The organism is Halosolutus amylolyticus (assembly GCF_023566055.1).
In the GTDB taxonomy this organism is placed as follows: Archaea; Halobacteriota; Halobacteria; order Halobacteriales; family Natrialbaceae; genus Halosolutus; species Halosolutus amylolyticus.
Genome location: NZ_JALIQP010000007.1, coordinates 22,021 through 48,010, shown reverse-complemented (window position 1 = coordinate 48,010; position 25,990 = coordinate 22,021). Strand labels below are relative to the sequence as shown.

The 25,990-nt window shown below is 53.7% G+C and carries 22 protein-coding genes; 16 read left to right on the top strand and 6 right to left on the bottom strand.

Features of this window, described 5'->3' with window-relative positions:
• The first annotated feature begins 78 nt into the window (after positions 1–78).
• The gene (locus tag MUN73_RS20635; protein WP_250142410.1) at positions 79–1,410 is read left to right on the top strand and encodes an LLM class flavin-dependent oxidoreductase; all 1,332 of its coding nucleotides are present in this window, start codon (positions 79–81) and stop codon (positions 1,408–1,410) included.
• 412 nt (positions 1,411–1,822) lie between these two features.
• On the opposite strand, the gene MUN73_RS20630 is transcribed toward MUN73_RS20635, so the two are convergent.
• Positions 1,823–3,382, bottom strand: coding sequence for a class I adenylate-forming enzyme family protein (locus tag MUN73_RS20630; RefSeq protein WP_250142409.1), 1,560 nt, complete (start codon positions 3,380–3,382; stop codon positions 1,823–1,825).
• Between the two features lie 373 nt (positions 3,383–3,755).
• Between MUN73_RS20630 and MUN73_RS20625 the strand changes: the two genes are divergently transcribed.
• The 4 genes from MUN73_RS20625 (at position 3,756) to MUN73_RS20610 (ending at position 9,323) form a co-directional block, all read left to right on the top strand.
• Positions 3,756–4,943, top strand: coding sequence for a 3-hydroxyacyl-CoA dehydrogenase (locus tag MUN73_RS20625; RefSeq protein WP_250142408.1), 1,188 nt, complete (start codon positions 3,756–3,758; stop codon positions 4,941–4,943).
• A 63-nt stretch (positions 4,944–5,006) separates the two neighbouring features.
• Complete coding sequence (locus tag MUN73_RS20620) at positions 5,007–5,804, top strand: enoyl-CoA hydratase/isomerase family protein (RefSeq protein ID WP_321575780.1); 798 nt, start codon at positions 5,007–5,009, stop codon at positions 5,802–5,804.
• A 339-nt stretch (positions 5,805–6,143) separates the two neighbouring features.
• Complete coding sequence (locus tag MUN73_RS20615) at positions 6,144–7,832, top strand: acetate--CoA ligase (RefSeq protein ID WP_250142407.1); 1,689 nt, start codon at positions 6,144–6,146, stop codon at positions 7,830–7,832.
• 291 nt (positions 7,833–8,123) lie between these two features.
• On the top strand, positions 8,124–9,323 hold the full coding sequence (locus tag MUN73_RS20610) for an acyl-CoA dehydrogenase family protein (RefSeq protein ID WP_250142406.1): 1,200 nt from the start codon (positions 8,124–8,126) through the stop codon (positions 9,321–9,323).
• A 4-nt stretch (positions 9,324–9,327) separates the two neighbouring features.
• Here MUN73_RS20610 and MUN73_RS20605 read toward each other — a convergent pair whose 3' ends face one another.
• A complete protein-coding gene (locus tag MUN73_RS20605; RefSeq protein ID WP_250142405.1) occupies positions 9,328–9,765 on the bottom strand; it encodes a Zn-ribbon domain-containing OB-fold protein in 438 nt (145 codons plus the stop codon).
• Positions 9,762–10,919, bottom strand: coding sequence for an acetyl-CoA acetyltransferase (locus MUN73_RS20600; RefSeq protein WP_250142404.1), 1,158 nt, complete (start codon positions 10,917–10,919; stop codon positions 9,762–9,764). Before MUN73_RS20600 ends, MUN73_RS20605 begins: the two co-directional genes overlap by 4 nt.
• 474 nt (positions 10,920–11,393) lie before the next feature.
• Here MUN73_RS20600 and MUN73_RS20595 point away from each other — a divergent pair, with 474 nt between their 5' ends.
• The 11 genes from MUN73_RS20595 to MUN73_RS20545 all read left to right on the top strand — a co-directional run bounded on the left by MUN73_RS20595 (position 11,394) and on the right by MUN73_RS20545 (position 22,918).
• Positions 11,394–11,831: a Zn-ribbon domain-containing OB-fold protein gene (locus MUN73_RS20595; RefSeq protein ID WP_250142403.1), complete on the top strand. Its 438-nt coding sequence runs from the start codon at positions 11,394–11,396 to the stop codon at positions 11,829–11,831.
• Positions 11,828–12,988, top strand: a complete 1,161-nt coding sequence (locus MUN73_RS20590; RefSeq protein WP_250142402.1) for a thiolase family protein — start codon at positions 11,828–11,830, stop codon at positions 12,986–12,988. Before MUN73_RS20595 ends, MUN73_RS20590 begins: the two co-directional genes overlap by 4 nt.
• 260 nt (positions 12,989–13,248) lie before the next feature.
• Entirely contained in the window at positions 13,249–14,382 is a 1,134-nt protein-coding gene (locus MUN73_RS20585; RefSeq protein WP_250142401.1) for an acyl-CoA dehydrogenase family protein, read from the top strand.
• A gap of 245 nt (positions 14,383–14,627) precedes the next feature.
• Positions 14,628–15,869, top strand: a complete 1,242-nt coding sequence (locus MUN73_RS20580; RefSeq protein WP_250142400.1) for an acetyl-CoA hydrolase/transferase C-terminal domain-containing protein — start codon at positions 14,628–14,630, stop codon at positions 15,867–15,869.
• A gap of 39 nt (positions 15,870–15,908) precedes the next feature.
• Positions 15,909–17,120 carry a CaiB/BaiF CoA transferase family protein gene (locus MUN73_RS20575; RefSeq protein ID WP_250142399.1) on the top strand — a complete coding sequence of 404 codons (1,212 nt, stop codon included), beginning with the start codon at positions 15,909–15,911 and terminating at the stop codon, positions 17,118–17,120.
• A 486-nt stretch (positions 17,121–17,606) separates the two neighbouring features.
• Entirely contained in the window at positions 17,607–18,374 is a 768-nt protein-coding gene (locus tag MUN73_RS20570; protein WP_250142398.1) for an IclR family transcriptional regulator, read from the top strand.
• A gap of 494 nt (positions 18,375–18,868) precedes the next feature.
• Positions 18,869–19,324: a MaoC family dehydratase gene (locus MUN73_RS20565; RefSeq protein ID WP_250142397.1), complete on the top strand. Its 456-nt coding sequence runs from the start codon at positions 18,869–18,871 to the stop codon at positions 19,322–19,324.
• A 265-nt stretch (positions 19,325–19,589) separates the two neighbouring features.
• Entirely contained in the window at positions 19,590–20,039 is a 450-nt protein-coding gene (locus MUN73_RS20560; RefSeq protein ID WP_250142396.1) for a pyridoxamine 5'-phosphate oxidase family protein, read from the top strand.
• A gap of 114 nt (positions 20,040–20,153) precedes the next feature.
• On the top strand, positions 20,154–21,281 hold the full coding sequence (locus MUN73_RS20555; protein WP_250142395.1) for a thiolase family protein: 1,128 nt from the start codon (positions 20,154–20,156) through the stop codon (positions 21,279–21,281).
• A 150-nt stretch (positions 21,282–21,431) separates the two neighbouring features.
• Positions 21,432–21,800, top strand: a complete 369-nt coding sequence (locus tag MUN73_RS20550; RefSeq protein ID WP_250142394.1) for a hypothetical protein — start codon at positions 21,432–21,434, stop codon at positions 21,798–21,800.
• A 317-nt stretch (positions 21,801–22,117) separates the two neighbouring features.
• On the top strand, positions 22,118–22,918 hold the full coding sequence (locus tag MUN73_RS20545) for an enoyl-CoA hydratase/isomerase family protein (protein ID WP_250142393.1): 801 nt from the start codon (positions 22,118–22,120) through the stop codon (positions 22,916–22,918).
• Between the two features lie 23 nt (positions 22,919–22,941).
• Here MUN73_RS20545 and MUN73_RS20540 read toward each other — a convergent pair whose 3' ends face one another.
• From MUN73_RS20540 to MUN73_RS20530, 3 genes are read right to left on the bottom strand one after another with little or no spacing between them, the layout of a single operon-like run.
• The gene (locus tag MUN73_RS20540; RefSeq protein WP_250142392.1) at positions 22,942–23,775 is read right to left on the bottom strand and encodes an ABC transporter permease; all 834 of its coding nucleotides are present in this window, start codon (positions 23,773–23,775) and stop codon (positions 22,942–22,944) included.
• On the bottom strand, positions 23,772–24,665 hold the full coding sequence (locus MUN73_RS20535) for an ABC transporter permease (protein WP_250142391.1): 894 nt from the start codon (positions 24,663–24,665) through the stop codon (positions 23,772–23,774). The genes MUN73_RS20540 and MUN73_RS20535 overlap by 4 nt, the downstream gene beginning before the upstream one ends.
• On the bottom strand, positions 24,662–25,777 hold the full coding sequence (locus MUN73_RS20530; protein ID WP_250142390.1) for an ABC transporter ATP-binding protein: 1,116 nt from the start codon (positions 25,775–25,777) through the stop codon (positions 24,662–24,664). The genes MUN73_RS20535 and MUN73_RS20530 overlap by 4 nt, the downstream gene beginning before the upstream one ends.
• Positions 25,778–25,990 lie beyond the last annotated feature (213 nt).

Here is a 25,990-nt window from a genome sequence, read left to right as displayed (position 1 = left end):
CAGTACGGCGCGCTAACTTTGTGTCCTCACATAAATACAACCACAACAACTATTACGAAGCTCCGTAATTGGTTGATTATGGTTCAGATAGCAGCTATTCATAATGGCTCGACCAACTTGCCAACCAAGCGGACTGAGGATGGATCACTCATTACGGACGCCTCGTTACGTGAAGTTCATCAGGATTGCCAGCAGCTTGTCAAAGATCAAATCGAGCACGGTGTGAAAGCGGAACAACACGGATTCGATCGCATCTTCTTTACCGAGCACCACTTCGAACTGACTGCTGCTGAATTCAGTCCGAATCCGATGATGTCGCAAATGGCGATCGCGAGCCAAACTGAAGACATCAAGCTCTGCCAGGGAACGAATATCATTACGTGGCACGATCCGGTCCGGTTTGCCGAGCAGGCGGCGATGCTTGACATTCTAAGCGACGGCCGGGCAGAAATCGGAGTTGGACGTGGCTATCAACCACGCGAGAACGAAGTACTCGGAGGCCAATACTGGGGCGGTACGATCCAGGACCAGGAGAAGAACCGGGCATCGTTCGAAGAAAAGTTCGAGATTATCAAGAAAGCCTGGACGGAAGATCTGTTCTCCCATCAAGGAGAGTTTCATACGATCCCGCCGAGCTATACCAAGTGGCACCACGACCACGAAAAAGCGTTTCTCGAAAGCGACGTAACGGAGTACGAGGTCGATGATGTCATGGACTGGAAGAATGCGGATTACTATTCGAGCGACCTCTGGAACAGTGTCGTTTCCGGCGGTTCGACGCTCAAATCGCTCTCTGTCTTCCCACAACCGATGCAGGAGCCGTATCCACAGCTCTGGCAGCCGGTCTCTACGTATCGGTCGTGTGACTGGGCAGCACAGAATGGCGTCAACGGAATGACGTTTGCTCACACCGAAGGTGTGAGAAAGAACCTCGAACGGTACTACTCCGCCGCAGAGGAGGCCGGGTGGCCGGACCGTCGGCCTGAGTATGATGGCGAACCCTTCCGACACGGGTGGGACGAAGAACGGGAGCGTGGATTCATCACGGGACGATGGATATTCAACACCGAAGTCGGTGACGATGAAACATTCGAAAAGTGGAAACAGGGCGTCGAACACACCTGGGATTTCTTCGGTCCATTTGGGTTTACGGCACCGATCACTGGCGATCCGGAGCAGGTCCCAACGGCGGAAGAACTGGAAGAAAAGGGAGTCATTATCGCCGGGGATACCGACCACATCGTGGACAGAGTCCTGACCCAGGCCGAGATGCTGGGCTACGAGGAGCACTTCAATTTCGCTATCTTCTTCGAAACCTCGGGTGTTTCCAACGAAAAGACCAACAAACAGCTCGAGGCGTTCGGAGAAAAGGTCCTGCCCCACCTGGAAGAGGAGTATCCGAGTCCGTAACGGCCCAAACCTAGTTGGTGATCAGCGACAGTCTCGAGAGTGACTTTTCACGTCACTATGACTTCGTAACGGAGCCGTGCTGGCCAGGATAAACGAACGGCAGTGAGGGTACTGGGGAAACGAATCGAGCGCTGCCAACTTTCATAGCTTCTGAACGTCATTTCACACGATGACAACGATCGTTGTGTGAGCCGTGTTGTGTGGTGAGTAGAGAAGACGCAGATCCAGCCAGGGCGTGCCGGCTGTCTCCTGTCTGCCGAAGAAATCCGCGTTTGGCGAAGGCCGGGATAGCTACAAACTTCGTCTGGAGTACGAGCTTCGGGTCGGAACATCGGAGTGTGAGGTAATTATGTTCCCAGAACGGGAACTCGCGGCGTCAGAACGCGGATAGAAAAATAGCAACCTGCTGGCGTTAGGAATTGGCATCCGACCGGAGCGAGTCGCGGTCGAGCTTGCCGGTATTAGACCGAGGTAATTCGTCCCGGAAGATGAATTCACGTGGTCGCTGATAATCGCCGAGGTCGTCATTGTCACGGCACCATTGTTCTAGTTCATTTTCGGTCAGTGACCCGTCGTCTGAAATGACGTACGCTGTGACTCGCTCACCCCACTTTTCGTCCGGCATGCCGATAACTGCAACTTCGTGGATCGCCGGATGATTATCGAGAACCGTTTCGACTGCTTCAGCGTAGACGTTGACACCACCGGAAATAATCATGTTGTCGACGCGACCCTCGAGATAGATATTGCCGTCAGTTCCGATCCTGGCGAGATCGCCGCCGTACCACCATCCATCGTCGTCAAAGAGTTCCTCGGTCTTCTCGGGTCGGTTGTAGACGCGGTTCGCGGTACTCGGTCCCCGGGCGATGATCTCGCCGATCTCCCCCGGTTCAACTGTTGCCGTAGGATCCTTCGATTCCGGTTCGATAATGCGAACGTTGTGGTTCATAACCGGCCGGCCGACGCTCTCGAGTGCCTGCTCCGTAACTTCTTCGGGGAAAAGAACCGTGACAAACCCAGGGTCGGTACCACCGTACACCGTCAGGACGTTTTCCGTATACTGGTCCTGAAGTCGCTTGTACACATCTGTACTTATTGCTTCACCGGCATAGCCAACTCTATCGAGTGAAGACAGATCGTAGTCGTCGGCGTCACCGTGTTGAAGAATCATTTTCCACATCGTTGGCGTAATGATTGTGAACGTGATCCCCTCCGATTCGATCAGTTCGGGAACCCGGGCCGGAGCAAACTCGTCCATACAGACCACGGTCGCACCCATAGACGAACAGGACAACATGAACAGTGGCCAGCCGATGAATCCCGTTCCAAACGGATTGAGATATACGTCAGTCCGGTCGGACTGATAGATATACGTCGCCGTCTGGATAAACTCAATCGCTTCTTCGTGGGAACGGACCATCCCCTTTGGCTTTCCTGTGGTACCGGATGTAAAATTGATGAAGGCGTCGTCGGACGGCTGGAGATTGACGTCTGGTTCGGTTTCGGGAGCGCCCTCGACGAATTCGCTGACGTTCGATGCAAACGATGGTGATTCGGCGTCGGAGTCGAGAGCGATCAACCGTTTTACGTCGTCGGTCTCGAACGCTTCGACGTCGTCAGTGTATTTCGGTTGGAAGACGATCGTTTCCGGTTCCAACTCATCGATCAGCGACTTGTTCACGTTGACTGCGGCCCGCGTATGAAGATTCGCTGGAATTGCACCTACTTTCAGAGCCGCAAAATACGCGACAGCATGCTCGACGGTGGTGTCACTAACAAATACGATCCTGTCACCTTTTTCGATACCATCCTCGAGATACGCGTTTGCCATTTTACGGCAGTCGTCGTTGAACTCTACATAGGTATTGCGTCGATCATCGGAAAATGCCTGAACGAAAACCTCCTTTTCTGGATACCATTCAGTTGCTTGGTTCAACGCTGCTTTGAGTGTGTGAGTGTTGCTGTCTATCATTGTTCTATCGTGCTAGAGGAGTGACTCTGCTATTATTTAAAATTGACTCACATCAACTATCGCTGCGCGTGATCAACGGTTTGAGCTACTCGTTATATGGGTCAGATCCCATGAGAACGCTGACGTCACTGTGACGTAAACGCGACTGTTACTATAGTAGCTCTTGAAACGATTTACATACCGACCGCAACGTCGTCCTGCGATCGAGTGTGAATTGAATTCAAGAGCTACTCTAGCGAAGACGGTTTGGAGTTTGGAAGTGAATCGCATCAGACTCCCCGTGTGGATCTCGGGTCTTGCCGTTTGATCGACCTGCTGAACGACGAGTCTCCTCGGCGATAGAATTATACTTCATCCCTCGAGAGACTAGGCCGTGAGTAAGGAGAAAATCCAATCAGTGACCGTCGTCGGAGCTGGAAACATGGGCCACGGGATTGCAGAGGTCATCGCACTGGCTGGTTACGAAGTCACGTTGCACGATATAGACGAAGATGCGCTACAGACAGGATACGAGCAGATCACACAGAGTTTACAGGACCTTTCCACGTCAGGCCGTATTGACGAATCCCCCTCCGAAATTGTCGCACGTATCGACACCGAACCGAATTCGGCGAACGCAATCGAGAATGTCGACCTGGTTATCGAAGCGGTATCCGAGGACATGGGACTCAAGCGGAACGTGTTCAGTGAACTCGACGAACACGCACCCGCTGACGCGATCCTTGCAACGAACACCTCCAGCCTGAGTATTACGGACATCGGTGAAGGAACCAACCGGTCATCAAAGGTCGTCGGGATGCACTTTTTCAACCCGCCCGTCTTGATGCAACTCGTCGAAGTGATATACGGAGAAGAGACGAGTGAGAGGACGGTCGAAACAGTCGCTGATTTCGCCAGAGCACTAGGGAAAACACCGATCTCTGTGGAAAAAGACGTTCATGGGTTCGTCGTCAACAATGTGTTGGCGCCGTTTTCTGTCGAGGCCGACCACATGGTTTCGGACGGCGAGTCAAGTATCCGAGCAATCGACTCCGCGATGGTTCACCGACGCGGTTATCCAATGGGGCCATTCGAGCTCGGAGACATGAGTGGGATCGACGTAACGTACGAGGCCCAGGACGCGGGTGACAAACCCGTCCCACCATTAATGGAAGAAAAGTACGAGGCGGGTGAGTACGGCCGCAAAACCGGCAAAGGGTATTACGATTATGACCTAGGTGACGGTGCCGAATACAGCATAGCGGACGGCTCAGAGGTCGACACGTTTCGCATCGAGGCATGTCTCATCAACGAAGCAGCGTCACTCATCGAACGCGAAATTGCCACTGCAGCGGATATAGATAAGGGTGTGAAGCTTGGAGCAGGGTTTCCCGAGGGGATATGTGAACGTGCAGACGCGATCGGGATCGGTGTCGTATACAACAAACTCAGAACCCTCTACGAGGCGAGTGGTCACGAGCGTCACAAGCCATCTCCACGTTTGAAAACGATGGTAGAGGAAGGAAGGACCGGAAAGACCGCTGGGGAGGGCTTTCACACGTACGACAACGACGAGCAGTAGTCTGAACGTCGAGAGATGACTGGACGGAAAACTATTTTTCTATCGAACATGACGTACACCTGTATGGAAGAGACACTGGATACTGTTCTAGTCGAGATGGACGAAGAGACCGGACTCGGCCACATCACGTTGAACCGACCGGACAAACTCAACACGATCAATCAGCAACTAAAAAGCGATCTTACAACGGCACTCAAGTCCCTCCGTGAGCACGACAAGGAAGCGTCTGGTGTGTCAGTACGTGCCGTCGTTCTGGAGGGAGCAGGTGAACGCGCATTCTGTGCAGGTGCTGATGTCTCCGGATTCGGCGATCGAACGCCCGGACAGTTCGAACAGCGAACAATTTTCGACCGGCTTGCTGATTTTCCGGCACCGGTTATCGCCAAGATAGAGGGGTACTGTCTCGGAGGGGGGCTAGAACTGGCCCTTGCCTGTGACCTCCGTCTCGCGAGTGCCGAAAGCGAGTTCGGGTTGCCCGAAGTCGAACTCGGTCTACTTCCCGGCGGTGGCGGCGTGCAGTACATTTCACGGCTTGCTGGCCCTGCCGTCGCGATGGAGATAGCGATGACCGGAAAGCGGTACTCCACCGAATTTGCCGAGGAAACAGGAATCGTTTCTGCGTCGTATCCAAACAGTGAGTTCGACGAAGCTGTCGATGAGTTCGTCCACGAACTCGCTCGGAAACCACCACTGGCACTTCGAGCTATCAAAGATGCAGCACACCGTTCGGTCGAGACTGGACTGGCAGAAGGACGTCGATACGATCGTCGAGTGTTCTCGACACTCCTCGAGACAGCTGACCACGAGGCTGCTGCTGCCGCGTTTAAATCGGACGATCAACCCGAATTCGAGGGTCGATAACGTAATTTCTCGGCGAGGCCAGTGACAAGCCGCCTGTCTCGTTCATCAAGAGGCGTTCGGTCCGACGGTAACGAACGAACCAACTCCGAACCGTGGTGACACACCGTTCCGAGGTGGATCGATCGAAGCAGTCCGACGCTGCCGAACGCCTGCCGGGAAACTGCTGAACGGGATGGTGCCTTCCCAGGGCAATCGCCATCACCAGCATACGCTATCGGTGCTGGGATTCAGTTACGTGTCCCGGACCTCGTGGGACGTACGTGTTCACGGAACCGTCTGGCACCTTGGACGGCTATCCTAGTCAACAAACTAATATAGGATTGGAACATTGCTTGCCGCATGACAGATGTGCCAGCGCTAGATTCGTACCGGCTACACGAACAGGACTGGGAGAGCTATGAAGAACTCCAGGACTCATTCGAGTTCGAGATTCCAGACGAATTCAACATGGTAAATTACGTCTGTGACCGCTGGGCAGACGACGACGAAGAACACATCGCTCTCTACAGCGAGACTGTAGATGGGGAGGAGACGATATACACGTTCTCGGAACTCCGAACGATGGCGAACCAGATCGCGAACTTCCTCGGCGATCAGGAGATCGGACGAGACGCGAGAATTGCCGTAAGCGGATCTCAGCGGGTCGAAACGATCGTCGGTCATCTTGCTGCGTGGAAGCTCGGTGCCGTCTCCGTACCACTGAGTAATCTGATTGGACCGGATGGTCTCGAGTACCGGCTGAACGATTGTGAGCCAACTGCATTCATCGTCGATGGGGGCGCAGTCGAAACCCTCCGGTCGGTCAAAGATGACATCGATTCTCTCGAAACGGTGATCGTCGCCGAAGGGGAGGAAGCTACCGGCGACGAGTATGCGTTTGAGGAGGTTGTTAGGTCCCAACCGGCGACATTCGAAAACGCCACAACCGATCCCGAAGACGAAGCGATGATAATCTATACGAGCGGCACGACAGGGAATCCTAAAGGGGTCGTACACGCACACAGAGGATTGCTCGGCCTGATACCGCCACAGTTGATGAAACATGATATGCAAATCCGGGACGACGAGGTGGAGCGAATCGTTGCCGAGTGGTCGTGGGTTGCCTCGATCAACGATACGATCCTTCCGGCCTGGTATTTCGGAAAATCGATGGTTGCACACAACCGGCAGGGGTTCAATCCCGAGAAGGAGTTCGAACTAATCGACAAGTACGATATTACGATTCTCGCTGCCCCGCCAACGGGTGTGCGAATGATGATGCAAATCGAGGACGCCACCGAACGATACGATCTCGACAGTCTCAGGGTCTTCGCATGTGGCGGCGAGGCCGTCGGTGAGACGATTGAGGAGTGGGTCGACGAAACGTTCGATGGCGCACATCTCGTCGATGGGCTCGGTCAGACAGAAGCGCCAGCACTGACGGGCGACTGTCCGTCGCTTGGGTGCGGGCACAAAGATGGAAAGATGGGGCGCCCAGGTATCGGTGTCGAAGTGAAGGTCGTCGACGTTCGCGGAGACCGAGAAGAGGTCGACAGAGGTGGGGTCGGTGAGTTGGCGATAAAATACGACAACCCGCAGTGTTTCAAACGCTATCTGAACAAGCCGGAAAAGACAGCAAAGAAAGTACAAGATGGGTGGCTGTACACTGAAGACCTCGTATCGATGGACGAAGAAGGGTATCTCGAATTCGAGAGTCGAGCTGACGACGTAATCATTAGTTCGGGTTACCGGATTGGGCCTGAAGAGATCGAAGACTGTCTCACGGGACACGAGGCGGTCGTCGACGCAGGTGTGATCGGTGTTCCACACGATATCCGAGGAGAGATTCCAAAAGCCTTCGTTACCCTGGTAGATGACGCGACACCCACTGATTCGCTGAAGTCGGAACTACAGGAGTATGTCAAGAGTCGGCTCGCGAAATACGAATATCCACGAGAGCTAGAGTTCATCGAAACGCTCCCGACGACGTCCTCGGGGAAACTCCGTCGTGTCGATCTCCGGAAGCGCGAAGGAATCGCTGACGACTAGGCAACCTCTCTTCGTGTTTTCGACGCGAAGGTCCAACAGTCCATCTGCCTACAGAGCGATCACACGCACTTCGTCGATCACGTCACGCGTGTTGATGTCGGTTGGGACTGCCGACAGGTCCTGTATTTCGACCCATCAGAGTACTGTACATCGGTGTCCGTTCGATCGTCTGCCAGTATCGTCGAATAACAGAGCCAATAGCGACGGCGTTCCGCTCGACATCACTTGTGAGACAGAGTCACAACCAAAACCCTATTTTTAAATACAATCCGCAGTATCTATAGAGTGGATATGGAGTTTAGCGTACCCGAAGAAGCGAGACATATCAACCGCGCACTGGATGACTTCATCGAGCAAGAAGTCAAACCACTCGAAGATGAACATCCGAAGTTCTTTGGCGAGGATAGAGAACGCCACATTGTCGACGACGAGAACCTGCAGTGTGAGGAGTATCGAGAACTGGTTCACCGAGTCAAAAAGAAGGCTGCAGAAGCTGGATTTTACGGGATGGAGATGCCCGAGGAGGTCGGTGGCGGCGGCGTCGACATTCTGACGCGTTCTATCGTTGGGGAACACGTCGCCAATCGAGAACCAGGTCTTCACGAATACGGCGTATTGGGAACGGAAGGGGGTCCTACACCGATTTTACTGGCTTGTAACGAATCCCAGCGAGAGAAATATTTGTATCCACTAATGGACGCAGAAATCTCGTCGGCGTTTGCTATTTCCGAACCGGAATGTGGAAGTGACCCGCAGTATATGAACACAACGGCCGAAAAGGACGGTGACGAGTGGGTCATCAACGGCAAAAAGTACTGGATCAGTAACGGTCCGTACGCAGACTTCGCGATGGTCTTTGCGCGTACGAGCGGTGAGGACGGCGATATCGACGGTATAACCTGTTTTCTCGTCGACGCAGAGAATCCCGGGTACAAAGTTGGAAAGATCCACCGAACGATGGGGTTGACCCCCGGCATGCAAAGCGAGTTGATCTTCGACGATTGTCGGGTGGGTAAAGATCAAATCCTCGGTGAAGTCGGCGAAGGATTCCAGACAGCGATGAGCTGGATCGGCGGGGGTCGTCTCAATATCGCGGCCTATACCGTTGGAAAGGCCCAGTATCTGTTGGATCTCGCTGTCGATTATGCGAATCAACGAGAAACGTTCGGGACGGAGATCCGAAATCGTCAGGGAGTTTCGTTCCCGTTGGCAGACCTCGCAACAGACATCGAGCAAACCCGACTCCTCTATCGGTATGCCGCGTGGAAGATGGACCAGGACGAGCACGCCCGAAAAGAGGAGTCGATGGCAAAACTCAGAGGGGCAGAGCTCTACAACAAGGCTGCCGACGTTGCGATGCAGGTTCACGGTGGTGCCGGCTTCATGAAGAGTCTTCCAATCGAGCACGAGTATCGCGCAGCACGAGTCTACCGTATTTTCGAAGGGACCGACGAGATTCAAAGGCGAACGATCGCAAACGAACTCTTCTAGGTGATTACACCGGGTAAAACACGGGCAAGGCTGCGTCATCGTCGACTTGCCACAATCGCATCTCTACTGGAGTTCCGATCGTTATCTCGTCCGGATCGGCTGGAACAAGAGCGGTCAACTGCGGACCGTCCTCTAGTTCGACGATCGCCACGACATACGGTGTTAGCTTCTGGAACGCTTCCTCCCTGGCGGTATAACAGATCGTGAACGAGTAGATCTCACCGTCTCCGGACGTGTCCGTCCAGTCAGGCTCTTCACGACCGCAGTTCGTACAGACGATCCGGGGATAGAACTGCTGATGATCACAGTTTGGACACTGTTGGACGAGGAACCTCCCGTTTGCCGTTTCGCTCCAGAACTCGGCAGTGAGACCAGTCGGCTCTGGAACGGGCCCGTCCCACTCTTCACACTTGTCGACCACCGGGATAGGACCGTCGGTCATGGTTGGCCCCTCCGTTCCAGCACGACGGTACTACTACTCGAAAGAACGCCGCCTGTTCCGTGGGCAACAGCCGTGGTAGCATCTGGAACCTGTCGTTTTCCGTCGTACTCTCCTCGAAGTTGGCGAACAGCTTCGATCAGGAGGAAGATCCCGAAATGGCCGGGGTGACAGTACGAGAGCCCGCCTCCGTGAGTATTGGTCGGTAACGACCCATCTGGCCCGAGGGTCCCGCCTTCTACGAATTCACCGCCGGCACCCTGGTCACAGAAGCCAAGATCCTCGAGCGTCGTAAGGACCGTATACGTGAACGAATCGTATATCTCGGCAACGTCGACGTCGTCTACGTCGATTCCAGCCTGCTCAAACGCTCGTGGACCAGTCTCTGTGGCACCAGTCGAAGTCAGATCTGGCATCTGACTCATATCCTTTCGGTGGGTCTGGGTCGACGCAGCGCCACTAATAGCAACGTTCGTCGAGTCTAGTTCGGCGGCTTTCTCCGGTGAGACGAGAACGAGAGCACCACCGCCGTCAGAGACCAGACAACAGTCGAGCTGTTTCAGCGGGGCGGATACCGGTGGCGAACTGAGAACATCGTCGACTGTGAGCGGATCGCGCCTCGCTGCTTTGGGATTCATCGAGGCCCACTCTCGCGTCGAAACTGCGATTTCTGCTAACTGGGCTTCCGTCGTTCCGTGCTCGTGCATATGTCGCTGTGTTGCCAGCGCATACTGACTAACGGGCGTGAACGTCCCAGCCAGTTCAGCGAACTGGTCGACGGGATGTGAGCTTTCGATTTCCGGTGTTCCTTCCCCGGCAGTCCGCTGGGTCGACCCGTACGCAATTACGACGACGTCTACATTTCCGGATTCCATCGATCTCGCTGCTGTTTCGACGAATCGTTCGAACGCTGATCCGCCAATTTCAGTCCCATCCATGTACTGTGGGTGATCGATCCCCAGATACTCTCCGAGAAGAAGCGTCGGGAGATCGTCATTCGCACCGGCGACTGCAACGCCATCTACGGCATCGAGATCGAGACCTGCGTCGTTAAGCGCTCTCACAGACGCCACCGCAGCATTATCTATCCAAGTCCGGTCCGGCGTCTTTCCCAGTTCGCTCTCGCCAACTCCTGCGATAATCGGATCTGTCGACATTACTCGATCCCCTGTCGTCGATTTCTGGTCATCGTTGCCACTACCTGTGGCGTTGTATCTATCCATTGCATACTGTTACCACATCATAACGGTGTCAGGAGAGAACGATAATAATAGTGGTTGCTCGTAATTTTACCGGTTTTCCCAGCAACGCCCCTTCTCAGTTGGGGAGTACCACTCAAGCGTCAGTGTCTCCTATCCAGGCAAGCCTGGAGCAGCCAGCCCTACCTACGGCGTCCGTCGATCACTTGTACCTGGGCGGTGACCGATTCGTGGTTGCGTTGTCGTCAATGCATTTCCCCGGACTACCGATGAGCGAAAGACTTGGGAAACAGGGTCAGTCGTACACGACAGTATTTATTATTTATAGATTTTTGGCACAACGAAACGGATGGTTCAGAGATGAATGATTGTGTCACTCAGCATAATACCGATCCCAATCTTTATGCACTATTAGATACCTCTACACATAATATGGCAGTAATACCATTCGCAGAAGGATTTATGGAAGACATTTCCGCAAATCCTTACGATGCGAACTTGATGAAATCTGTCTGTAATGATTGTGGCACGGGTTTTTTCGGTACCAAGGACCGATGTGAAAACTGTGCAAGTCAGGACGTAGAACAGGGAGTCCTCGACAGGGACGGGGAGATTTACACGTACACTATCCAGCGATACCCGCCACCAGAGCCATACAAACTGGGCTCGACGGACAGAGACGAGTGGACGCCACGACCAGTGGCGTACGGGGAGTTCGATGGCGTTCGTTTTCTCGGCCTTGTCGACGGTGACCGACAACAACTAGAGGTCGGCGCACCGATCGAACTCGTCGTCGAGCCTGGCTGGGAAACGGATGACGGTGACGAGGTACTGATATACAAATTCGCACTTCAGGAGAACGAAACATGAACTCGACACAAACACATTCCCGTGATACCTACGTTGCTGGGGTCGGGATACACGAGTTCGGTCGCTTCGAGAAAACATTCGAGGAAATCGGAAAAGAGGCGGTTGTGGAGGCACTGGACGACGCTCAAATGTCTATCCACGACATGGAGGCCGGTTTCTGTGGGAAAACATATCTCCCGACATCGACTGGGGTACGTGTTCTGAAAGAGATCGGTCTGACTGGTATTCCAGTTCCGGACATCGATGCCGCGTGTGCTGCCGGTGCAAGCGGCCTCTCGACAGCCACGGCAATGGTTGAAGCGGGAGCGATCGACGTTGCGCTGGCGTTCGGAGTCGAGAAAATGCCCCGTGGGTTCATGGATCCGACGAACATCTATCCGGACTGGATGTGCCACATGGGCCTCTCCCAGAATCCACAGTACTGGGCTATGTCAGCTAAGCGTCATATGTATGACCACGGGACGACGAAAGAGCAGATAGCCGACGTGGCTGCCAAAAACCACCAGCACAGTGAACTGAACCCGAACGCCTACTACACTGATCCGATGGACCGCGAGGAAGTCCTGGACTCGCCACTCGTCTGTGATCCACTCAATCAGTTCTCGATCTGTGCTCCCAACGACGGTGCTGCGGCAGCAGTCATCTGTAGTGGTGAGGTCGTCGAAGAACGTGGCATCGACGGCGCAGTCGAACTGCTCACAGCAACTCACCGGACCGCGACGTTCCCCTTCCCGCGGGGGGGAACGTTCTGTGCGTCACCGACAGGGAACAGATCGACGACAAAGATGGCGGCCGATGCAGCATACGAAGAGGCAGGAATCGGACCGGACGACGTGAGCCTTGCAGAAGTTCAGGATACGAATGCGTTCGGCGAGCTTCTCTGTTACGAGCAACTGGGCTTCTGTGATCCGGGCAAAGGCGGTGAGTTTATCGACTCCGGTGCGCCGTGGAGAGATGGCGAGCTCCCCGTTAACGTCAGCGGCGGTCTCATCAGCAAAGGTGAACCCCCGGGGGCGTCCCACATTGGCCAGGTCCACGAACTGGTGTTACAACTTCGTGGAGACGCTGGCGATCGACAGATCGACGATCCGTCTGTCGGTCTCGCCCACGTCCTCGGTGCCATGGGACAGTGTGGTATCACAATCCTCCGCGGGTAGTGGTGCCGTAACGGGTATCGGTACGCCAGGGTACCGCCGACTAGAGAGTCGAACTTCTGGTGTTGTTCGGGTCGGCCGGTCTGGTCGTCCAGAAACACATCTATTATAGACCATTTGCCGCGTTCGCCCTCTATCGTTCTAATAGTTGATTTCACCACCATAAGCTATCCAATAAGTCCGCACGGACGGAATCGAAAATCGGTGTGTGTCGTGTTTACCCAAATCATTAAATACTAGCCCTACTGGATTTAAAAAGAGGTATGATCACCCTGTCCGACGAACAGCAAATGGTAGTAAAGGCAGCCAGAGAGTTGGCAGAGAGCGAATTTACAGACAAAGCCTTCGAGTGGAACGGTGATGTCCCGTGGGAAAACGTCGAACTTCTCGCTGAACAGGGATATCTCGGTATCAGTTTTGGGACGGAGTACGGTGGCGAGGGGATGAGCGAACTGGAGTCTCTACTGGTCATCGAAGCCGTCGCTCGAGTCTGTCCGGATACTGCGTTGTTCATGAACGGCCACAACGTCGCACCACGAGCCATCGATATGTTTGGTTCGGACATGATAAAAGAAAAGTATCTCCCGGGGATCATCGACGGGACAGACTACGTTGCAGTCGCGATGTCCGAACCCGAGGCCGGTTCGGACCTCAACGCGATGGAGACGACTATCGAACGGGATGGCGACGAAGTAGTGATAAACGGTGAGAAAATCTGGGTGAGCGAGTATCCAGACGCGACCGCTGTCGTGGTTTGGGGAAAGTTTGCTGATGGTCTTGGCACAGTCGTCGTCGACCTGGACGAACCCGGAATCGAAGTGGCAAATCACTTCGAAAACATGGCAGGGAACGTCCAAACACAGTTTTTTCTCGACAACGCCCGGGTGTCTGACGACCACGTCCTAACCAGTGGTTCGGATGGGTTCCGGAAGCACATGCAGGCCTTGAACTGGGAGCGACTGTCGACAGCAGCGATGACGAACGGAATCGCCCTGTGTGCGCTCGACAAAGCCCTCGAGTACGGAACGCAACGCGAGCAGTTCGGCCAACCAGTTCTCGACTTTCAGGGTATCGAGTGGAAAATCGCGGAGATGGCGAAACAGGTCGAGACCTCGCGAGCGATCGTCCACCAGTCAGCCCTCAACGCAGTCGAGAACGGCAGTATTCCCAATCCGCTCGAATCCACCATCGCCTTCCTCCACTCTGGTGAAGCAGCAGACCATATCGTAGACGAGTCACTCCAGATCCACGGAGCCAACGGCTACATGAACGGTCATCCACTCGAGTATCTCTATCGCATGGTACGAGGGCTTCGAATCGGAGGGGGAACGGACGAAATACAGCGAAACACGATCGCACGGATAGTGAAACGGGACGGAATGCCACACCTCGCGTAATCGACACCGACTTCCGCGTACCGGCAGTTCGATCTCCTGGCCGACCATCAGCGACAAACTCAACAGCGCTTTTGATGGACGGCCTCGCCAGTGGACGACACGAAACACGACTCCAAACTGGGTGCCGTGTCGACCGGGACCGAGAAAATCATCGCCGGTGGGGATGCGGTTACGATACTGTTATCACTTTGTGCAGTAATAACTGAGACCATGGTAATACGATCATCACGTCGGGGGCAGTAACTATGGTTACACCGACGAACGCGACGCGAGCGGCAGCACAGATACGGCCAGGCGACGAAATCGTTGTCGACACGTCGCGACCCACGGCTACGCTCGAATCCGCGTTGGAACGTGACGACTTGAGAGACGTGGTCGTCACGGTTTTTGGCTACCCCTATGCTGACTCGTCACTGCTCAGGGCGCTCGCGAATCACGATGGAATTTCGGTACAGCTCTCGATGGTGCCATCAGGTGTGCGCGACCTTGTAACCGACGGCGACATTTCCTACGTTCCACGCACGGTCTACCAGACAGCGCAGAGTCCCGCCCTTAGACCGAACCGGCGCACGGTGGGAATCGTCCAGACACCACCAGGAACGGACGACGAGGATCATCCGATCGGCTGTTTGTCCACGTTCGGAAGATCGCTCGTCGAGACCGGTGACGTAACGATCGTCGAAACGAATCCGCGAGTTCCATCGCCGACGCAATCTGGACGGATCGAGCGTTCGAAAATCGATCATCTCCTGAGTTCGGAATCGGGCCTTCCCACGCTCGATCTGACCACCAGTGATGTCGCAGCCGATATCGCCGAGAATCTGCGCCCGCTCGTGCCGGAAACCGCGACGGTCCAGCTCGGGGTAGGTGGTCTCATGGAGTCGATTGGCGAGAGACTCGCTACCGGAGGCCCCTACTCGTTGTGGACCGGTCTCGTCGGAGAGAGCGTCCGACCAATGGTCGAAAACGAGTGCGTCACTCGTGCTACTGGCTGCGTAGCGATCGGTAGCACCGAATCGTTTTACGACTGGGTACAGAGTGTGGAGGATATTAGATTCGTGAGTGGGTCAGTCTCACATGCACCCGCAAAGCTCACCGAGCAGACAAATCTCGTCGCGATTAATTCAGCACTTCAGGTAGATCTCACTGGACAAATCAACGCCGAGACGCTCGGTGGACGGCAGGTTGCAGGCGTCGGTGGACAGTCCGCGTTCATGACGGCAGCGAGTAACGATCCGGAAGGGCGTGCGATCATCGCGCTCGAATCGCGTGCGTCGAACGGAATCTCAAAAATTATCGGTGCACTTCCTGACAGGGAGATTGTAACGACACCGCGGTATGCTATCGACGCGGTCGTCACTGAATACGGCGTTGCGAGGCTGACGGGACGGACGACCCGCGAACGAGCGAGCGACCTCGTTGCAGTCGCCCACCCGGACGACCGAACAGAGCTCCGAGAAGCGGCACGCGAGTACGGGCTGCGCTAATCATAAATATATTTGTTCGTCGGTCGAGACTAGTGCGCTATGCACGACTTCCTCGAAAACATCCGTATCTTGGACCTATCCCGGCTGTTACCCGGCCAGTATACAACCTCGTTGCTTGCGGACCTCGGGGCAGAAATAGTTATGGTCGAACATCCAGCCCACGGGAACCCAAGCCGACACCGACCCCCAAAAATCGACGGACGGGGTGCCGCACAATTACTTCGTGACCGGGGCAAACGCAGTGTCGCGATCGATCTAAAAGACGATCGAGGACGAGAGGCGTGCCTGTCCCTGGCCGCCAGCGCCGACGTGGTACTCGAAGGGTTTCGTCCGGGAACGGCCGACCGCCTCGGTGTGGGATACGATGACGTCCGGGAAGCCAACGAAGAGGTCGTCTACTGCTCGTTAACTGGCTACGGCCAGGATGGCCCGTACTCCGAACGACCCGGGCACGATATCAACTACATCGGGATCGGAGGACTACTGTCGCTCACGGGAGAGCAAGACGGCCAACCGACCGTACCCGGCTATCCGATCGCCGATCTCGCCGGTGCGCTGTACGCGAGTACGGCGATCACGGCTGCTCTGGCAGGTCGCGCTGGAGAGCCAGTACACCTTGATGTAAGTATGGCCGACGTCGTCGCGTCATTTTCGATGACCTACGCAGATCGGTTGCTCGGAGGCAGCGAATCACCGAAACGAGGGGAAACGGTACTAACTGGGTATCATCCTGGATACCGTGTGTATCAAGCAGCAGATGGCAAGCTTCTGACCATTGGTGCTCTCGAAGATCGGTTCTGGAAGAATCTCTGCACCGCAACGGACCTCGAATCGATCAGCGACGAGAACGTCGATTTTTCGAGCGACGTCGATGAATCGAAACAAGAGGCACTCGTAGAGATGCTAGCAGCCACGATCGCAGAACGGCCGCGTGACGAGTGGTTGCAAATCTTCGACGAGCACGACGTACCCGCCGGGCCGGTAAACGATTTCGAGGAGATATTTTCTGATCCGCATCTGCGTAAACGGGGCCTGTTTGAGGAGACAGGGAGTGAAGAGTCCGAAGATCATTGGTCCGCCAAAGAACTCGCGTTCAAACACACATTCGGTGATCGAGGAGATAGGACAAAAAAAGACGCACCGTCGTGTGGTGAAGACACCGAAACGTTGCTGTCTTCGATCGGGTACGATCCAGAGACAATTGAGGCGCTAGCCGCACATGGAGTGATTAAAACAGCAACGGACCGGTAGCGATAGTAGCTACCGACAGCCAATTGGCACCCGATCACACGACAGCTATCCGATCGACGTGTGAATGGTTTCAGTGACTACTGGTGGAAGTACGTATCCCGATTCGGATGGTGATGCGCAATCTCCAGAGCTGTTCGGTGTAGTAGTATGGTACTACGGCTAGCCAGGTATTGCAACTGTGAGGCGGCGAGATCAAGTGGCTGTAATAGCCACTGACTTTGGTAGCCTCAGCTGTGGACCGCATTTTCAAGCACTCGGAGTGCGGTTTCCAGTAGGTTGCTGTTGGTAGAGAGGGAATCGATAATCACGTGAAACAGGAAAGAGCGTTCGATAATAACAGATGGGTTTCATCACCGGAAAAACGCCAGTACGAAGTGATAAGAGACGTTTTCTTCCACCTAGTGCCACTATCGAGTACCATTTCTTGTCAGGAAGGTATCCGGCGTTAACGTATACCATAAGTTGTTACAGCCACATGGGTCTCACATGGCAGAAAAACTTCCCGTCGAATCGACTCGAAAGACCTTCGATATAATTGAGGAATTGGTCAAAGAAGGAGAATTGAGCGTACAAGAGATTACCGAGAAACTCGATGCGCCAAAAACGACGGTCCATGGGCATCTTCGCAGTCTCGAACAGCTCGGATACGTTATCAACGATGGGCAAAAATACCAGACGAGCACCCGTTTCATTGCGCTGGGTGAACTAACGAGAAACCGGATGGAGCTGTTTAACGTTGCAAAACATAAAATAGACGACCTAGCCAATGCGACAGGAGAGCAGGCTTCAATCGTCATCGAAGAGCGTTTCAAAGCAGTAACATTGTACACGTCAAAAGGCGAAAAAGCGATTGAACTTGAGCCGTTTGCGGGGCAGTGGTTCCCGATGCACACTATTGCCGCCGGAAAAGCCATTCTCGCGCACTTCCCTGACGAGGAAAAGGAGAAGTATATCGAAACGCACGGGCTAGAACAGCGGACGGAAAATACCTATACCGACCGCGAAGCATTGTATGAAGAGTTCGACCGAATTGTCGAACAGGGATACGCCACCGACGCTGAAGAACACAAAGAAGGACTCAGTGGGATTGCCGTTCCAATCCTCGATGGGGAAACGGTAAAAGGTGCAATCAATCTTTTCGGACCGTCGAGTCGAATGCGAGTCGATGAGTTTGAAAAAAATAATTCATTAGGACAAGAATTATTCCAGATTTCGAACATTGTTGAAGTTAACCTTGGGTATATGTACGGATAAACAGGGCGTTCTTGGAAATGAATCGGCCATCATCGGATGGCATCACGAGTAATAGATACGCGATTCCCATGACGTCTGCACTATAGTCGGTACTGAAATAATTCATACACCGATCGCAACGTTATCCTGGCTTAGGTGTGCAGTGATGTTCAGTAGCTACTATAGTTGGGACAGAAACCCGAGTCAGGCGAAGTCGTCCCTGAGGAGACGGCGAGTATGACGATACCCTCTATACGTAAAGTGTTCTCTTGATATCTTCCTGTCCAGGAGCGAGGATAGAAAGGTATTGTTCGAATGCGATGAACAGGTCCGTAAACAGCACAGGTATCCGCTAGTAGGGCTCGTCCCTTCTGGAAAGAAAGGCCGGAACGACGAGGGACAACGCGTTCTTCAGCGGGAAAAATTGTCCCGGGTATCGTGGACTATTAAGCAAACGCGGACCGTAGCAGAATCGGTGTTGTCAAATACAGCGTACTGGTAGTGGGTAATAGACCGTGAAATACTTCGAGGATGTCAAAGTGGGTGAATCGTATGAATCGAGGGCGGTTGCCGTTACCGAGGAGGACATCGTCGACTTCGCTACGCAGTTCGACCCGCAACCATTCCATACGGAACCCAGTGCAGCGAAGGATACGATGTTCGGAGACCTCGTTGCCAGCGGCTGGCATACAGCGGCGTTGTGCCACCGGTTAAGTCTCGAAATCCTGAACGAAGCCGGGTGGGGAGCCGGCATCGGTAGGGGCATTGAAGAATTGAAGTGGATTGACCCACTATACGTAGGAGACACGCTTCGAATCGAGTACGAAATTGTCGATAAGTCACGGGATTCCAGTCCTGATGCATACGGGAATATCAGGAGTCGGATCTCAGGATACAACCAGCACGACGAATGTATCATAACCTATCGGGGGAACGGAATGCTCCAATGTCGAAATTCGAATGTGGGGTAATACTGCCGGGCAGAAGTCTCTGAAGAGAATTCGCCTGACAGGAGCGGCGAATTCTCATAACAGTTCTGTCCGACAGTATAACACCCACGACTGCGCTCTGGTGTCCAGTACCCGTGACGAGTCGTCAGGTCGAAGCCGGTAGGTGGTCACACTGTAGAGACCATGGCTATCAGATCGGTTCATTATATAATGTCTAGCTTGGTTCCCAGCCGATTAGAAGTATGTTCACATATGAACAGCTGACGGAGGAAGTTCCAGTTGTCCTATGATTGAGACCGAAGAGCGAATGAGGGGCATAGAAATGGGAAAGGATGAAATAGACGACTTTCTCTACGAACAGGGACACGGGATATTGTCGCTAATGGGGTGTGGTGAAGCGTATGGTGTTCCGATGTCGTTTGGATACGATGGTGATCGCATTTTCATGAATCTGATCACGTTCGGAGACGAGAGCAAGAAAGTAGATTACATAACTGACACCGAGCATGTGTCGCTGACCGCATATCACGTCGAAACCCGCCTAAAGTGGAAAAGCACCGTTGTAAACGGCATGCTGGAGGAAGTGACGGATGACAAATACGCAAAAGAGGTACTGGACGATAATGCGTTGTTTCCGACGCTCTACCCGCCCACTGAACCGATGTCGGACGTAACGCGCGTTGCAATCCAGATAGAAGAGATGACAGGACGAAAAGGAGAGGAATACCAGAGTTGAATACGGACGGACCGGGTTGTGACTGAACCACGCCGATGATATTGATCGTTGACTAAAACCGAAGCCACGGAACACCCAAAAAAATTTAATCTCTTACCACCTATTACTGATGGCATGGAGCCCGTACTCGTAAGTTTGTGCCGGACGCCACAGGGAAAAAAGAATGGTATCTTCGCCGATATCCGTAGTGAACAGCTTTCGATTCCCGTCGTGAACGCCCTTTTGAACGACACTGGCCTCTCGGGCGAGCAGGTCGACGATCTACAGTGGGGGTGTGTCAAGCAAGAAGGTGAACAGGGGAACAATATTGCACGAACGATCACACTCCTCTCCGACCTCGGGGAATCGGTTCCCGCTGCAACTATTGACCGCCAGTGTGCTTCGTCTGCGCATGCGATTATGAGTGCTGCCGACGCCATTCGTGCAGGCCAGCGTCAATGCATCATCGCAGGCGGTGTCGAAAGCATGACTCGCGTCGAGCGGGCAGAAGACCGGAGCCAAATTCCAGGGTTGGATAACGCGTACGATCTCGACGAGCTGGCCATGGGTCAGACTGCAGAAACCGTCGCCGAACAGTACGGCGTCTCGAGAGAAACACAGGACGAATATGCAGCGACCAGCCAGAAACGAGCCGTCGACGCGACCAGAGAGGGTCGATTCGACGACGAAATCGTTCCGATCGACAACGGTGAGGAAATCATTACAGAAGACGAAGGGCTTCGACCAGGGACAACCGCAGAGAAACTGGCATCCCTGCCACCCGTATTCGAAGAGAACGGTACAGTCACCGCAGGTAACTCTTCACAGATGAGCGACGGTGCAGCGGCCGTGATGGTCACCAGTCAGTCCTTCGCTGATGACTATAGCCTGGATATTCTCGCTCACGTCGGCCAACACTCTGTCGTTGGCGTCGATCCGCACGTGATGGGGATCGGGCCAGTGCCCGCGGTCCGGGAAATTCTCGATCGGACTGACCGTTCGATGTCGGATTACGGGCTCGTAGAACTCAACGAAGCGTTTGCCAGCCAGACGGTCTACTGCAAGCGCCAACTGGGTATCGATGACGACTCGTTCAATGTCAACGGCGGTGCTATTGCGATCGGACATCCGCTTGGCGCTTCCGGTGCCCGGCTTCCAGTTACGCTAGTCCACGAGATGCAACGACGAGGAACCGACCGTGGTATTGCGACGGCCTGCGTCGGATTCGGACAGGGGGTGGCGATCGAGTTTACACACCCGTAATTCTGGTTGGCTTCCCGGTTACGAAGTAGGTCAACCGAGTCAACCGGTAACAGCTCCTGTCTACAGTGCCAACATTGATTGTGGCTATACATTCCGGTAGTGTCAAACAGTGATGACAATTTTGAAAGCCTGCCACCTCAATGGGCCAGCATGGACAACGACGATTCAGGCAACATGAGGGAAGATGAAATAAAAGCAACAGACAACTGTATAGCGATCGGCGATACCGACGGATGTACGCATGAATCACTGACCCGGGTTGGGAGCGACAACGGGAAGAACACATATTTCACCTGTTTGGAGTGTGAGGCGATGATCGTCGAGCCAACAGATTCGCCCGGTGACTCGTCGATGCATCCGGATACGACCACCGAAACGAACTCAAATGCGATTCTGGATCTGGTGCGAACGCTATCGGACAATCACCGGGGGGAGACTCACAGATCACCGACAGCAGATATCGGGACGACGCTTCAGACTGCTCGCGACAGGCTCGGAAAGATCGTCCGTCGCGATTAGAGTGACTGAAAGTGAAAATAGCGATCCGTCGATAACGCCCGTCAGGGGGCAGGCGAATTCCCTATCCAGAAAGAGGATACTCAGGTGGCAGACGAACGCCTGACACGATCGGTCAAGCGTATGTAAAATCACGTTGACCAATATAAGAAAATGATTGGTGAGTAATCGATACCATTTTGGTTGCGCATGAATTATTTTGACCGACATGTGTGAGAGAACACCACGCACCAGCCGTGGTAGCTTCCAATGGTCCGGCACGACTTCGTCTCGATCCGTTCGTTCACCACAGCCCGTACAGATCGGGGGGAGGGATACAGATGAGTGAATCCAATACCGTCTCGTTCGAACTTTCAGAGGGGATTGCGCGCATTGAATTGAATCGGCCAGAGAAATACAACGCGTACGTCCCGTCGATGGGGGACGAAATTCTCACAGCTCTCGACGAAGTACAGGAACGTGACGACGTACGGTGTATTGTCCTCGAAGGGCGCGGAGAGGCGTTCTCGGCCGGTGGTGATATCGACGGGATGAAAGAGCGAGTCGGTACTGATGTGCAAGTAATGGAGCAAGCAGAACGGCTCTCGAGTGGTGCGAACAGAGTCGTTACGAGACTCTTTCGGGCGTCAGTTCCAACTGTAGCGAAGATCGATGGGCTGGCAGTCGGTGCCGGTGCGAGCCTCGCTTTGGCGTGTGACCTATTGCTCGCCAGCGAAACAGCCCGAATTGGGTTCGGGTTCAGACAGGTCGGGCTCACGGTCGATACGGGTGTATCCTACTTCCTGCCACGGCTGGTCGGCTCGAACGTTGCGAAAGAGCTGGTGTATACAGGAGAGCTGGTCGACGCCGACCGAGGGGCAGACATCGGCATATTCAACCACGTCTTCGCGGATGAGGAGTTCGACGAGAACGCAGAGGAGATCATCGAAACGATCGCTGACGGTCCAACTCGTGCCCTTCGTCAGTCAAAGCGGCTGATCGACGATGCACAACACTTGCCGTTCGAGTCAGTACTCGACAACGAAGCGATCGCACAGGGTGCAATGATGGGAACACCCGAGCACGAAGAGGGCGTTCGTTCGTTCCTCGAAGATCGCGAGCCGCAGTTCAGAGATCTATAACCGATTCGTATCGGCGAGATCGGTCACGTAGTGATCAATCGTTCGACGCGCGTAAAGACCACTGCGAAGATCACAGCGATGAGTGAGATAACGATGAACAACACGCTGATGACGTTTACCTCCGGTGATGCGCCGAACTGGATTTCGTTCCAGATATAAATCGGGAGCGTCTGCGTCGCCGTGTCACGGACGAAGAGTGTATAGACAAATTCGTTGAACGAAATGGCAAATGCCAGCAACGTCCCAGCGATAATGCCGGGCAGGACGTTAGGAAGCGTCACTCTTATAAACGTTTGAACGCGCGACGCGCCCAGGTCCATCGAAGCCTCTTCGAGCGACTTATCGAGACTCAAGAACGACGGGATGATTACGATCGCAGCAAAGGGGACCGCTCGCACGATGTGAGCAATTACGACACTAGTAAATCCGGACCCGATGCCGACCGTGTTGAGGAAGGTAAACAGGGCTGCTGCCGTCACGACGAGGGGGACGATGATCGGGAGGATCAAGAGAAGATTGAACCCATCTTTCCCTCGGAACTTATAATTTGTCAGCCCGTAGGCAGCCAGCGTACTGAGGATGACGGCAATCGGCACAGAAACGAGACTTACCTTTACCGAGGTAATCGTGGCGTCTCTCGCAGTGCTGTCCCCGAAGAACGTATGATACCAGTCGAGTGTGAACCTATCGGGTGGGAACGCGAGGACACCGGAGTCGGAAAAGGACATGATCGTAACGATAAGCAACGGGACCCAGAGGAAGAGCATTATGGCAAGAAGCGCAACCTGCGCCATTCGTTTCGCGTGTCGTTCCACAGCACGCTCGACGTACGCTGCCGCGTTGGAACGGAGACTCATTTGTCACTACCTCCGATTCCACCAGCCACGTCATCTGAAAAGTACGATCCGACCACTAATAGAGCCACCACGATAACCGTTAGAACCGTTCCCATCGCTGCAGCAAGCGGCCAGTTTCCGACCTGGTTGAACTGGGTTTCGATCACCATTCCAACCATCAGATGATCCGTCCCACCCAACATGCTTGGGGTAATGAACGCTCCAAACGTTGGGATGAACACGAGAATTGTACCTGCAATGACACCACTCTTTGTCTGTGGAAGCGTCACGGTGAAGAACGTCCTGATCGGTCCCGCCCCCAAATCTTTCGCTGCTTCTTTCAGGTTATCGTCCAGTCCTTGTATCGAAGCATAGATCGGGAGTGTCGAAAGCGGAAGCCAGATGTACACGAAACCGATCAGCACTGCAGTGGTCGTGAACATATACCCGCTGGGATCGGACGAGAATAGCAACGACTCGATCCAGTTAATCAGCCCGTCGGTCTGTAAGATGTTGATCCAGGCATACATCCGAACGATGTAATTCACCCAGAAGGGCAGAATCACCATCAGTAATAAAAATGTTGTTTTCCGGGAGAAATAGATGATCGAATATGCGAGTACGTAGCCGAGAGTGATAACGACTGCTGTAGTTATGACTGTGACGTACAATGTGAACAGGATAACGTCGACGTACACACCTTCGGTGAAAATTGCAACGTAGTTTTCGAGCGTATACGCCGCAGGTGGCATGTCTTCCAGAAAAGACAGTCTAACCATCAAGAAGAGGGGAATGATGAAGAATAGTAAGAGAACGGTAAACGGAATCCCCACGACGAATAGCAGTCCAGTCCTGTCGTCCGATCGTTTGAACTGCTTCAGTCGATCGATCCAGTGTGAATATTGCTTCATGCTTCGACCTCGCGTTTCTGTTTCGTCGTCTCGAACGTGTGGATGGCCGAGTGATCGCAACCGACGTAGATCGAGTCACCAATGTTGTACTCGCCGCTCGTATCACTGATCGTGATAGTGTTATTTTCGATATCGACGAGATACTGGTACTTTTCGCCAGCATACGTTTTGCCGGTCACTGTCCCGCCAAAGCTGAGTCTCTCAGGCAACTTTTTACTCGACAGTGTCGCATCGTGTGGTCGGAACCCGACCTCAAACTCGCTTCCCACAGAACGAGTGGCAATCAGCTCCCGGCTGATGGTATCCTCAACCGGGATCTGCAGAGTCTCACCCTCGATATCGACAGTGACGTAATCTTCACCGATTTCGCCGATCGATCCTGTGACGATGTTTGCATCACCAATGAAATCGGCGACGAACGCAGAGGTCGGCTGATCGTAGATCTCTTTCGGTTCACCTCGCTGTGCGATCTCGCCGTCTTTCATTACGATCATCTGGTCAGAAACGGAAAGTGCTACTTCTTGATCGTGCGTCACATATAGAAATGTGATTCCAGTCTCGGATTGAATTCGTTGGAGTTCGACCTTCATTTCTTGCCTCAGTTTTCGGTCTAGCGAGGCCAGTGGCTCGTCAAAGAGTAGAATTTCTGGTTCCTTGACAACAGCCCTTGCCAACGCGATTCGTTGTTGCTCCCCGCCACTTAATTCGGAAATGTCTCGGTCTCCATAGCCAGGGAGATTAACCATCTCTAGCATCGTCTCGACTTTCCGATCAATTTCTTCGGTCAAGTAGGATTCCCCACCGTATTTGAGACCATATTTGATGTTTTCCGCAACGGTCAGATGTGGAAAGAGTGCCAGATTTTGAAACACCATATTGACGTCGCGTTCGAATGGCGGGTCGTCCGTGATATCACGACCATTAATCTCAATGCCTCCATTTGTGGGGTCTTCAAACCCGGCAATCATGCGGAGTGCTGTAGTCTTGCCGGAACCACTTGGTCCGACAATACTTGCGAAACTTCCTTTCTCGACCGAAAAAGAAATATCGTCAATAGCGATGAGCGAACCATAGCGCTTTGTGAGGTTATTTATCTCGATATGGTGTGACATGAGATACCATTTCTACACCTCATATTATATAATTTTTGGTATAGTTATTTCCCTAGTTTTGCTGATAGAACGCAACCAGGGTTTCGTGATTCTCTGTCCGGAATTCGGTTCGCAATCGATCGTGGTCTCGGCCAGCAGAACAGTGGACAAGTGAGCCGCATACTCAATAACTCCGAGTTCACAACGTTCGGAAGGTGACAAACGGGTCTGACG

What these genes read in the sequence shown, in the direction of transcription:
- MUN73_RS20635 (WP_250142410.1), top strand. Translation starts at nt 79, where the DNA reads ATGGTTCAGATAGCAGCTATTCATAATGGCTCGACCAACTTGCCAACC.
- MUN73_RS20630 (WP_250142409.1), bottom strand. Translation starts at nt 3,382, where the DNA reads ATGATAGACAGCAACACTCACACACTCAAAGCAGCGTTGAACCAAGCA.
- MUN73_RS20620 (WP_321575780.1), top strand. Translation starts at nt 5,007, where the DNA reads ATGGAAGAGACACTGGATACTGTTCTAGTCGAGATGGACGAAGAGACC.
- MUN73_RS20615 (WP_250142407.1), top strand. Translation starts at nt 6,144, where the DNA reads ATGACAGATGTGCCAGCGCTAGATTCGTACCGGCTACACGAACAGGAC.
- MUN73_RS20610 (WP_250142406.1), top strand. Translation starts at nt 8,124, where the DNA reads ATGGAGTTTAGCGTACCCGAAGAAGCGAGACATATCAACCGCGCACTG.
- MUN73_RS20605 (WP_250142405.1), bottom strand. Translation starts at nt 9,765, where the DNA reads ATGACCGACGGTCCTATCCCGGTGGTCGACAAGTGTGAAGAGTGGGAC.
- MUN73_RS20600 (WP_250142404.1), bottom strand. Translation starts at nt 10,919, where the DNA reads ATGTCGACAGATCCGATTATCGCAGGAGTTGGCGAGAGCGAACTGGGA.
- MUN73_RS20595 (WP_250142403.1), top strand. Translation starts at nt 11,394, where the DNA reads ATGGCAGTAATACCATTCGCAGAAGGATTTATGGAAGACATTTCCGCA.
- MUN73_RS20590 (WP_250142402.1), top strand. Translation starts at nt 11,828, where the DNA reads ATGAACTCGACACAAACACATTCCCGTGATACCTACGTTGCTGGGGTC.
- MUN73_RS20585 (WP_250142401.1), top strand. Translation starts at nt 13,249, where the DNA reads ATGATCACCCTGTCCGACGAACAGCAAATGGTAGTAAAGGCAGCCAGA.
- MUN73_RS20580 (WP_250142400.1), top strand. Translation starts at nt 14,628, where the DNA reads ATGGTTACACCGACGAACGCGACGCGAGCGGCAGCACAGATACGGCCA.
- MUN73_RS20575 (WP_250142399.1), top strand. Translation starts at nt 15,909, where the DNA reads ATGCACGACTTCCTCGAAAACATCCGTATCTTGGACCTATCCCGGCTG.
- MUN73_RS20570 (WP_250142398.1), top strand. Translation starts at nt 17,607, where the DNA reads ATGGCAGAAAAACTTCCCGTCGAATCGACTCGAAAGACCTTCGATATA.
- MUN73_RS20560 (WP_250142396.1), top strand. Translation starts at nt 19,590, where the DNA reads ATGATTGAGACCGAAGAGCGAATGAGGGGCATAGAAATGGGAAAGGAT.
- MUN73_RS20555 (WP_250142395.1), top strand. Translation starts at nt 20,154, where the DNA reads ATGGAGCCCGTACTCGTAAGTTTGTGCCGGACGCCACAGGGAAAAAAG.
- MUN73_RS20550 (WP_250142394.1), top strand. Translation starts at nt 21,432, where the DNA reads ATGGACAACGACGATTCAGGCAACATGAGGGAAGATGAAATAAAAGCA.
- MUN73_RS20545 (WP_250142393.1), top strand. Translation starts at nt 22,118, where the DNA reads ATGAGTGAATCCAATACCGTCTCGTTCGAACTTTCAGAGGGGATTGCG.
- MUN73_RS20540 (WP_250142392.1), bottom strand. Translation starts at nt 23,775, where the DNA reads ATGAGTCTCCGTTCCAACGCGGCAGCGTACGTCGAGCGTGCTGTGGAA.
- MUN73_RS20535 (WP_250142391.1), bottom strand. Translation starts at nt 24,665, where the DNA reads ATGAAGCAATATTCACACTGGATCGATCGACTGAAGCAGTTCAAACGA.
- MUN73_RS20530 (WP_250142390.1), bottom strand. Translation starts at nt 25,777, where the DNA reads ATGTCACACCATATCGAGATAAATAACCTCACAAAGCGCTATGGTTCG.